A 10,079-nucleotide genomic window follows, 5' to 3' on the forward strand; every position below is an offset into this window, starting at 1 on the left:
ACAATGAAAAATACAATAAATCATATAAAAGGGCAAAAAGGTAAAACAGCAAAATGGCTGATGAGGTCTATAGTTGCTGCAGGGCTTCTGACATTGGCTTCATGTGAATCTAACCTTGATACCATCAACGAAAATCCTAATGACCAGGCCAGCATTGATCCTAAATTTCTTCTAACCTTTGTTGAAAAATATACATTCCAGGTAAATGGGGATAATATGTATGCTTCAAGAATGATGATTGGTACTGATGGTGAAAATTCATACCAGTATATGAAGTGGAATGATGCTTCTTTTGAAGTCTACACCAAAGGACTTCTGAATACAGGGAAAATGATGCAGGAAGCAGAGAAAAGAGGAAATAAAAATTATCTGGCCATCGGAAAATTCTTGAGAGCCTATCATTTCTTCAACATCAGCCTAAAAGTGGGAAGTGCTCCCTATTCTGAAGCAGCCAAAGGTGAATCCGGGATCACACAGCCTAAATATGATACACAGGAAGCGATCATGGCCGGAATTTTATCAGAGTTGAAAGAAGCTAATGATCTTATTAATACCAGCGACAAAATTGAAGGGGATATTGTATACAACGGAGATGCCTTAAAGTGGAAAAAACTGATCAACTCCTTCCGTCTGAAAATTCTGATCACTTTATCTAAAAAAACAACGGTGGGAAGCTATAACGTCGCTTCAGAATTTGCTTCAATTGCAGGAAGCCAGTCTCTTATGACCTCCATTGCAGATAACGGTGAGCTTAAGTTTGCTGATGCTGCAGACAGCAGGTACACGATGTTTAATAACAGCGGATACGGTTCCAGTTTATATATGGCAGATTATTTCATTAATATGTTCAAAGACAGGCATGACCCGCGTTTGTTCACTTTTGCTGCACAGACTACGGGAGCAAAAGAAGCCGGAAAAGCACTCACAGATTATACAGCATATAACGGCGGAAATCCTACTTCGCCTTATTCTGACAATGCAGCCCTGATCACTGCTAAAAATATTTCCAAAGTAAACGATCGTTTCTATAAAGATCCTACCAATGAGCCCGCTTCTGTATTAAGCTATTCAGAACTTGAGTTTATCCTGGCTGAAGCGGCAGCCCGAGGCTGGATTTCCGGATCTGCGAAAACACATTATGATAATGCGATCAAAGCTAGTTTCAGTTTTTATCAGACATATGTAAAAAATCCGGGACAATATTTCTCAGGCTTTGATGTGAATCAATATCTTGCTACTCCTTTGGTCGTTTATAATGAAGCTGATCCTTTACAGACACAGCTGGAAAAGATCATGACTCAAAAATATATGACCATGTTCCATCAGGCGCAATGGACCTCTTATTATGATTATTTAAGAACAGGATTCCCTAATTACCCATTAAAATCTGGAGTTGCAGCTCCTTTCAGGTTCAGATATCCTCAGTCTGAATACAATTATAACAGCAGTAATTTAAAAGCGGCATTAGCTGCTCAATATGGAGGAAATGACAATATCAACTCTAAACCCTGGTGGTTACAATAAAAATCTGATTATTTTTATATAAAAACAAAGAAATCGCAGGAAAATCCTATTAACTTGCGGTTTCTTTCTTATTACGATTGATTATGAACAGAAGAGAATTTTTAGAGAAATCAAGCCTTTTATTAGCGGGACTCGGAACTTCAGGTGTTCTGCACCCTTCCATTTTAAAAGCTTTAGCCATTGATCCGGCTGCCCAATCTACATTTTATGATGCAGAGCATATTGTGATCCTGATGCAGGAGAACCGTTCATTTGATCACGCTTTTGGGGCTCTTAAAGGAGTAAGGGGCTTTTTGGATAAGAGGGCTTTTATAAAACAGGATGGACATTCCGTTTTCTTTCAAAAGAATGACGAAGGAAAATATGCCTCTCCTGCCCGTCTGGATTTAAGAAATACGAAATCTACCTGGATGAGTTCTCTGCCACATTCATGGGCAGATCAGCAAAAGGCTCTTAACAAAGGAAAATTTGACCAGTGGCTTCAGGCTAAAGCTTCAGGCAATAAAGATTATAAAAATATTCCGCTGACATTAGGTTATTACAACCGTGAGGACCTTCCGTTTTATTATCAGCTGGCTGATGCATTTACCATATTCGACCAGTATTTCTGTTCTTCCCTTACCGGAACAACTCCGAACAGACTATTCCTTTGGTCCGGAACATTAAGGGAACAGCAAAACGGAAAAGCCAAGGCTAACGTTGTGAATGAAAATATTGATTATGATAAAGCGAGACAGGCAAAATGGAAAACCTTCCCGGAGATTCTGGAGCAGCAGAATGTTTCGTGGAGAATTTATCAGAATGAAATCAGCCTTCCAAAAGGGATGTCCGGGGAACAGGAAGCCTGGCTGAGTAATTTTACTGATAATCCGATAGAATGGTTTTCAAAATTCAATGTTAAGTTTTCAAAAGGATACTATGAAAACATCCCCAACATTATCACCTACCTTAAAAAGGAAATTGAAAAAAATCCTAACCAGAAAGAACGGCTGGAAGCTATGCTGGCTGAAGTTCAGGGAGACCAGGTGAAATACCATCCGGATAATTATTCAAAACTTTCAGAAGAAGAGAAAAACCTTCACGAAAAAGCTTTCACCACCAATGTAAATGATCCTGATTACTGGAAACTGGAGATCGGAAAGGATGAAAACGGAGAAAGGCTGGTCGTTCCTAAAGGCGATGTATTATTCCAATTCCGTAAAGATGTAGAAGAGAAAAAACTTCCGCTGGTTTCCTGGCTGGTAGCACCCGAACATTTTTCAGACCATCCGGGATCACCATGGTATGGAGCATGGTATATTTCCGAGGTTTTGAATATTTTGACCAAAGATCCTGAAACCTGGAAAAAAACAATATTCATCATCAATTATGATGAAAATGACGGATACTTTGATCATGTACTGCCCTTCTCACCACCGGTAAATCCAAGCCAACCTGTTGATATGAATGGAAAAGAAGGTGTGGAATATGTAGACAAATCCCAGGAATATATGTCTGATCCTTCTTTAAAAAATTATGAAAAAATTGAAGGAACCGTGGGATTGGGCTACAGGGTACCCATGATTATCGCATCACCATGGACAAAAGGCGGCTTTGTCAATTCCGAGGTATCAGATCATACTTCGGTACTGCAGTTCCTTGAAAAATTCATCATGAAAAAATTCAGCAAGAATGTTCATGTTGACAACATCAGTGACTGGAGAAGAGCAATATGCGGAGATCTCACATCAGCTTTCAATTCTTCCAGTGTAAAAGCTCCACAAATGGATTATCTGAATCAGAAAGACTATGCTAAAACCATCAATGCTGCCAAAAATAAACCGGTACCCAACCTGAAATGGTATTCTGAAAATGAGCTGAATGAAAATTTACTTGATATTCAGGAAAGAGGCTTGAAACCATCCAATCCGTTGCCGTATCATTTCCATGTCAATTTGGAAGGCGGTCATATAAAGATGACCAATCTGAAAGAAAATGGAGTTCCTTTGCTCATCTATGACAGGACTCAGTTTGACCATAACAAGTACCATTTTTCATATGCCTTATATTCCAAACAGACACTATCCCATGCTGTACATTCCGGAGCCTATGATTACGAAATTTTCGGTCCCAATGGTTTTTTCAGGAAATTTAAAGGAGATAATATTCCGGAAACGGAGGTCATTTTGACAAATATTCCTTTAAAAAATCAGGTTGAACTGACCATCAGAGCTCATAAAAATAAAAATCTTTCCATAAGCCTGGAAGACCTTTACAGAAAAACACAGAAGTCGATTTCGGTGCAAAAAACGGAAGAAAAAATCATTATCGATCTTGATAAATATAAGGGCTGGTATGATCTGAAATTAACGTTTAATAATCATCTATGGCACTTTTCCGGAAGAATAGAAACTGGTAAAGTTTCTGTTTCTGATCCGCACTGGGCATAGAAAAGGCTTATAATATCAATAAAATCCCGTACAAAATCGTATGGGATTTTTTTTGAGTTATTTTATAACTATAATGTATTACATATGATAAATAAGTATTTATAAAAAAAATATGGTACATTTTTTTCACAGTATGCTGAATTTTGTTATATTCACTTAACTAATTAACAGTGTCATGAAAAAATTAAATTTAACTATTGCAGCGTCTTTATTTACGCTTGTTCTATCCGGGAATCTGAGCGCACAGGATACCAATACAGACAACCACACAGTCACAGTTTCCATTCCTGAAGTGGCCCTGGTAGATATTGAGCCGGCTGCTACAAAAAACATTACGCTTGGATTTACAGCACCTACAGAAGCAGGGAACCCTATTATTCCTGCCGCAGCCAATACTACTTTATGGCTTAACTATTCTTCCATCAAATCTGTTGCAGATCCTACCCGTAACGTGAGCGTAAAAATGAATGCGATCATCCCAGGTGTTGATATCCACGTAACGGCGGCTGCAGCTACAGGATCAGGAGCAGGAACATTAGGAACCTCTGCAGGTCTTCTGACCTTAAGTGCAGCTGACCAGACTATTATTTCCGGAATTGGAAGTGCTTATACAGGAAATGGGGCCAATAACGGTCACAACCTGACCTATGCACTTGCAGCAGGAAGTGGTCCCGGAGGCGTAGCAGCGTATGCAGATTTACAGGCAACAGCCACTGTAGTTGCTACCGTTACTTATACAATATCAGACAACTAGAACTTAAACAAAGATTCTATTTTCCAATTCAAAAAAACAAGAAGAAGCTGTTATCAGTTTCTTCCTTGTCTTGTATTATTAATAATTTAACTCCAAACTTTATATAATGATAAAGCGTATTCTTCTTTTGGTCACCCTGATTTTGCAGTACAGCTTTTTACATGCGGGCATTGTGATTCTCAACGGGCTTACGCATTCTTACAAAATAGAAAACGGAAAGGTTTATAAAGGAAAAGTTGCCATTGAAAACACGAGCAGCAATCCTCAAAGCGTAAAATTATTTTTACAGGATTATACCTACCATGCTGATGGAACGATCTATTACTCAGCACTGCGTACGAATAAACGCAGTAACGGAGAGTGGCTGAAACTCAATACCAATCTGGTTACTCTTAAAGGCAAAGAAAAGACCGAGGTATTTTATGAAATCACAGTTCCCAATCAGGTAACAGATCCGGGAAGCTATTGGAGTGTTATCATGGTAGAACCTGTAGAGGAGATAAAACCTAGTGACAATAAGCCGGGAGTGAGTATCACTTCTGTTATACGGTATGCAATTCAGGTGATAACAGACTTTGATACGGAAAAGGCTAAACCAGACCTTAAGTTTGAAAGTGTAAAAGTAGAAAAACAGGAGGGAAAAAAAATGGTAAAAATCGCGATTGCCAATAATGGCAATCTGTACTGTAAACCGACTGCAGCCATTGAAATCTATAATCGCAAAACAGGTGAAAAAGTGGGAACATACTCCAGTTTAACAATGGGGCTCTTGCCGGATACCTCCAAAACATTTTACATTGATATCAATGCAGTCCCCCCGGATACATACAGAGCTGCCATCATAGCTACGGATGAAGAAGAGAATGCATTTGCACTCAATGTGGAATTAGATGTAAAAAATGATTAGAACTTGGACATTATTTATTATCATATTATTATTCCCGGTATTTATTTTTTCTCAACAGCAATCCAACCGATTGATCAGTAAAAAAGATAGTTTAATGCCGGGGATGTCCACCTCTATTCCCTTTGCATTAGAAAATAATTCAGCTGAAAGTAAGACCTATACTATTTCAGTATCTACATCAATCCCGTCTATTAAACCTATTTTAGCCAAAGGAGAATTTCAGATGGCTCCTTATGAAACATCTGCTTATCTGGTACCATTGCGTATAGGAGCAGAAACCGGGCAAGGTAATTACTCTGTGACTTTGAATATCACCGATCGAAGCAACGGAATATCCTTTACCAAAACTTCAGAAATCACGGTTTCCGGAAACAGCAGTCTTTTGGTTACAGTTTTAAACGCACCGGAGTTTATAAGAGCCGGAGAAACGATCCGGGCTTCTTTTCTTTTAAAAAATAATGGTAATATAACTGAAAATATTGTACTGGAAAGTAAAAATGCAATTCTTGATAATGAGTCATCACTGATATTGGGGCCTAATGAATCAAAAATTATTACCATCCACAAATTAACAAGTCCTGAACTCGCTCAAAATGAATTTCAGAATCTCAATCTTTCGATACACCTGAAGAATAAACCCAAGGAAAATCAGGATGTCTATGCAAGTACTCAGGTTATATCAGTAAAGCCCTCTGAAAATGACATTTATCACAGGCTGCCTGTTGCTTTCTCGTTATCTTTTATTGGGATGCAGAATATGGGAGTTTATCACGATGGCTTCCAGGGGGAAATCTATGGCAAAGGAGCGCTTGATAAAGACAATAAAAATCAGATTGAATTCAGGGCCGTAACACACAATCCTGTAGAGCTTAACACTTTTACTCAATATGAGGAATATTTTGTGAATTATAAACGGGATCGTTTTTTTCTTCATCTTGGAGATAAAACCTATTCATCATCATATCTCACAGAATTTGCAAGATATGGACGGGGGGCAGAAATCCGGTATGATCTTAATAAAGTGAGCTTTGGCGGATTCTATAATCATCCCAGATTTTTCAGAGATATAAAAGATGAATTTAATATCTATTCAACGTTTAAGATCCGGAAAGAATCTGAAATTTCTGCAGGATATCTCTACAAAACTCCGAGAAAGGAAGAAATCAGATATGGAGATGTAAGGCTAGACTCAGATGCCCACCTCCCTTATACCAAAGGAAAATTCAAAATTTCAAATAGCATTACTCTTTCCGGAGAACTGGCATACAGCACGACACAGAAAACAGATGGAACAGCTTATTTATTGCAGGCTGAAGCCGTTTTTAAAAGGCTGAACGGAAGCTTAATGTACATGAGAGCCAGCCCTGATTTTGCCGGATATTTTACCAATACCAATACCTTTAACGGTAATATTTATTATAATATCACAAAAAAAATCAGTGTCTTTGCCAACTATATGCAGGATGCCAAAAACTTCCAAAGAGATACCCTGTTACTGGCTGCACCTTACAGAAAGTATTTTCAGTACGGTGTACAGTATAAGTATCTGCCCAGTGGTTTTATCATTCTTAATAATGGCTATCAAACCTATAAAGACCGTTTAGAACCTAAACAGTTTGATTATTATGAACGTTATTTCAAGGTGAGCGTTAATCAGCAGATTGGAGTTTTTCAGATAAATCTGGATGGACAGTTTGGAAAAACGGACAATTATCTGACCGGATTCACTGGAAATTCAAGTTTTTATTCTGCCAACCTTTCATTTCAAAAATTCAGAACATCTTTTAACATCTTCGGAAGTTATGCCATCAGCTCAAGATATCAGCTTCAGAATCAGAAAAACCTTTATTATGGAGCAAGGATATTTAGCCAGTTCTCTGATAAGACCAGTCTAAGCATTTTTTATCAGAACAATTATATGCCTGAGGAATATTTTAAGGACAGAAATCTTTTTGAACTCCTTTTTCACCAGCGGCTATTTCCCGGAAATGAACTTGATCTTTCCGGAAGATATTCATTACAGAGAGGAGAAATTGGGGATAAAGACTTTATATTCTCCATGCGTTATACCTGGCGCCCCAACATTCCGGTACAGAAAATTGCTGACTATGTTTCACTATCGGGTAATATCGGGAACTTAGGTATAAAAAAAACAGAAGGAATCAGATTAATGCTTGGGAGTTATCTGTCTGTAACGGATAAGGATGGAAATTATGTATTTAAAAATGTTATTCCAGGTAATTATTTCCTTGAAATAGACCGTTCAACAACAGAAATCAATGATATACCGACTCACACCTTTCCTACAGCCCTTTCTTTGATCAACAAAGAGAATATTTTTAATTTCGGATTAACAGCAGCAGCAAGTGTTCAGGGACACGTCAGATTCTTAGAAACTGGGGAGGAAGATCAATCAGATTTTGGGCAGATACAATCTGTAAAAGGAAAAAGTAAAAAAGAAAGTATCATTGTTGAAGCCACCAATAATGATCAGACTTTTCGCAAGGTATGTTTCATAGGGGAAGATTTTGATTTCACTTATCTCAGGCCCGGAGACTGGACCGTTAAGGTTTACCGCAACGGATTGGATAAGCGCTATAAAATCTCAACAGACAAATTTCTGTTTACTTTAAAGCCCTTAGAAACAAAGAAGCTAACTGTCAACGTTGTAAAACATCAGATAGAAATCAAATATCAACAGGAATCCTTGAAAGTAGGGTATAATGAAATAAAAAAGAAGAAATGATGCCGATCCGTTCCATAATATTAATACCATTGATGATAATATCAGGTTCTCTCTATTCCCAGACTGCAAGTACTACTGTAAGTCTGACATTACCCGTAGTAACACTAATGGATATTGAACCTACAGGAAGTATTACTTTGAATTTTGCGGCTCCTACCGAAGCTGGAAATCCTTTGGGAACCCCAACTCCCAATACATCAAAATGGATTAATTATACATCAGCCATCGCATCCGGCGGCCTTTCCAGAAGAATTACAGCCTCAGTAAATAAAGTTATTGCCGGGGTCAATATAAGGATCCAGGCAGCAGCAGCTTCAGGAGCCGGCGGAGGAACACTGGGAACATCATCAGGTCAGGTAATTCTTACCACAACACCCACTACCATTATAAGTGGCATTGGAGGAGCATATACTGGCAATGGTGCCAATAACGGTCACGCACTTACCATTTCTCTGGCAACCGGTACTTATGCCAATTTACAGGCACAGGCTAATACTGCTGTTGTCATCACCTACACCATTACAGAATAAATTGAAAAATGAAAATTAAAAGTCCAATTCTCATAGAGCCTTTCTTAAAAAGATATCTATACATTATTACTTTAATAATGGGAAATTTTATTCAAGGACAAACCATAAATATTACAGGAACTAGCTGGACTGTAGGAGTACCCACGATCACAGAAGCCGGAACCAATTATGCAGGAACTTATGATAATCCCAGCCTGTTAACATTATCCGGTCATTTACCAGGATCTTTCCTGAATCTTCTGTCAGGCTCAGGTGCCAGAATCAGCATGCAGCATGTTCCTACTTCCTGGAACAGCTCTATGAAACTTTATGCAAAAAGAAGTAATGGTACTACAGTCATTAATGGACTCTGTGTACTCTGTAGTGCCACCATAAATGGTGGAACTGCGAATTATATAGAAATACCACAAGGCACTTCTGCAACGCTTTCGACAATAACATTCGGAGGAGTATTAGGGGTCAACAACAGTGTAGATTACTCAGCTATCAGTGTACAGCTACAAATAGGAGGTATATCTGTAACAATCCCTGCTGCAGCATACAGTACACAAATAGTTTTCACCATAGGAGCAAATTAAAAGCAAGATGTCATTAAGGAGAACTGTTTCTTTGTTGAGACCTTTTTTATTTCTTCTGGATTAAAATAAGATGGATCCTGACAGTTTGTAGATCTTTTCTTCACCCCCATTTAGGTTTGTACGTTGTAGGCGATTTATGCGCTTAAAAAAGGGAAATAATTTATATGCATTGCAGGTAAGGAAATAGTTGTCCACCAACTTTCGAAAATTTCAGAAGCATTCTCCCGCTATCCATTCCTACTCCTCGCGCCAGGGTTTATTTTCCCAGCTAACCCCAGTGCTTCCACCTCCTGCTGCGGGGTAACCATTTCTATCGGGGCTAGGGGATGAATGATAATTGATAATTGATGATTGATCAGTGATGAAAGATCAGTATCGATGTATTGTTATCATTGATCAATCATCGTTTATTACTCATTGCTCATTACTGATTAGTTCTGTTACTTTAAACAGGGATGGGTATAAAACAAAAAATCCTTTATCATGACGATAAAGGATTTTTAAAAATAAAATAAAAACTGGCGGCGGCCTACTCTCCCGCGTTAGCAGTACCATCGGCGCTGGTGGGCTTAACTTCTGTGTTCGGAATGGGAACAGGTGAGCCCCACCGC

At 38.4% G+C, this 10,079-nt stretch carries 7 protein-coding genes and 1 rRNA gene; 7 read left to right on the top strand and 1 reads right to left on the bottom strand.

The genetic code is table 11. From position 1 onward, the window contains the following. Positions 1–3: 3 nt before the first annotated feature. The 7 genes from CRS_RS19000 (at position 4) to CRS_RS19030 (ending at position 9,468) form a co-directional block, all read left to right on the top strand. Positions 4–1,524: a SusD/RagB family nutrient-binding outer membrane lipoprotein gene (locus CRS_RS19000; protein ID WP_142725533.1), complete on the top strand. Its 1,521-nt coding sequence runs from the start codon at positions 4–6 to the stop codon at positions 1,522–1,524. Positions 1,525–1,607: 83 nt separating this feature from the next. Continuing rightward, positions 1,608–3,953 carry a phosphocholine-specific phospholipase C gene (locus CRS_RS19005; RefSeq protein WP_142725534.1) on the top strand — a complete coding sequence of 782 codons (2,346 nt, stop codon included), beginning with the start codon at positions 1,608–1,610 and terminating at the stop codon, positions 3,951–3,953. A gap of 175 nt (positions 3,954–4,128) precedes the next feature. Then, positions 4,129–4,707 carry a hypothetical protein gene (locus CRS_RS19010; protein WP_142725535.1) on the top strand — a complete coding sequence of 193 codons (579 nt, stop codon included), beginning with the start codon at positions 4,129–4,131 and terminating at the stop codon, positions 4,705–4,707. Between the two features lie 106 nt (positions 4,708–4,813). Continuing rightward, positions 4,814–5,614: a WxL protein host-binding domain-containing protein gene (locus CRS_RS19015; protein ID WP_142725536.1), complete on the top strand. Its 801-nt coding sequence runs from the start codon at positions 4,814–4,816 to the stop codon at positions 5,612–5,614. Beyond that, entirely contained in the window at positions 5,607–8,360 is a 2,754-nt protein-coding gene (locus tag CRS_RS19020) for a hypothetical protein (RefSeq protein ID WP_142725537.1), read from the top strand. Before CRS_RS19015 ends, CRS_RS19020 begins: the two co-directional genes overlap by 8 nt. A 32-nt stretch (positions 8,361–8,392) precedes the next feature. Then, complete coding sequence (locus CRS_RS19025) at positions 8,393–8,890, top strand: hypothetical protein (protein ID WP_228451297.1); 498 nt, start codon at positions 8,393–8,395, stop codon at positions 8,888–8,890. A 77-nt stretch (positions 8,891–8,967) separates the two neighbouring features. Beyond that, positions 8,968–9,468, top strand: a complete 501-nt coding sequence (locus tag CRS_RS19030; RefSeq protein ID WP_142725539.1) for a hypothetical protein — start codon at positions 8,968–8,970, stop codon at positions 9,466–9,468. Positions 9,469–9,984: 516 nt separating this feature from the next. On the opposite strand, the gene rrf is transcribed toward CRS_RS19030, so the two are convergent. Beyond that, positions 9,985–10,079, bottom strand: a 5S ribosomal RNA gene (gene rrf / locus CRS_RS19035); the annotation flags it as partial.

The organism is Chryseobacterium sp. ON_d1 (assembly GCF_006829085.1).
Classification (GTDB): domain Bacteria; phylum Bacteroidota; class Bacteroidia; order Flavobacteriales; family Weeksellaceae; genus Chryseobacterium.

Excerpts from the sequence above, each read along its gene's own strand:
- CRS_RS19020 (WP_142725537.1), top strand. The coding sequence starts at position 5,607 with ATGATTAGAACTTGGACATTATTTATTATCATATTATTATTCCCGGTA.
- CRS_RS19030 (WP_142725539.1), top strand. The coding sequence starts at position 8,968 with ATGGGAAATTTTATTCAAGGACAAACCATAAATATTACAGGAACTAGC.
- CRS_RS19000 (WP_142725533.1), top strand. The coding sequence starts at position 4 with ATGAAAAATACAATAAATCATATAAAAGGGCAAAAAGGTAAAACAGCA.
- CRS_RS19025 (WP_228451297.1), top strand. The coding sequence starts at position 8,393 with ATGATAATATCAGGTTCTCTCTATTCCCAGACTGCAAGTACTACTGTA.
- CRS_RS19015 (WP_142725536.1), top strand. The coding sequence starts at position 4,814 with ATGATAAAGCGTATTCTTCTTTTGGTCACCCTGATTTTGCAGTACAGC.
- CRS_RS19010 (WP_142725535.1), top strand. The coding sequence starts at position 4,129 with ATGAAAAAATTAAATTTAACTATTGCAGCGTCTTTATTTACGCTTGTT.
- CRS_RS19005 (WP_142725534.1), top strand. The coding sequence starts at position 1,608 with ATGAACAGAAGAGAATTTTTAGAGAAATCAAGCCTTTTATTAGCGGGA.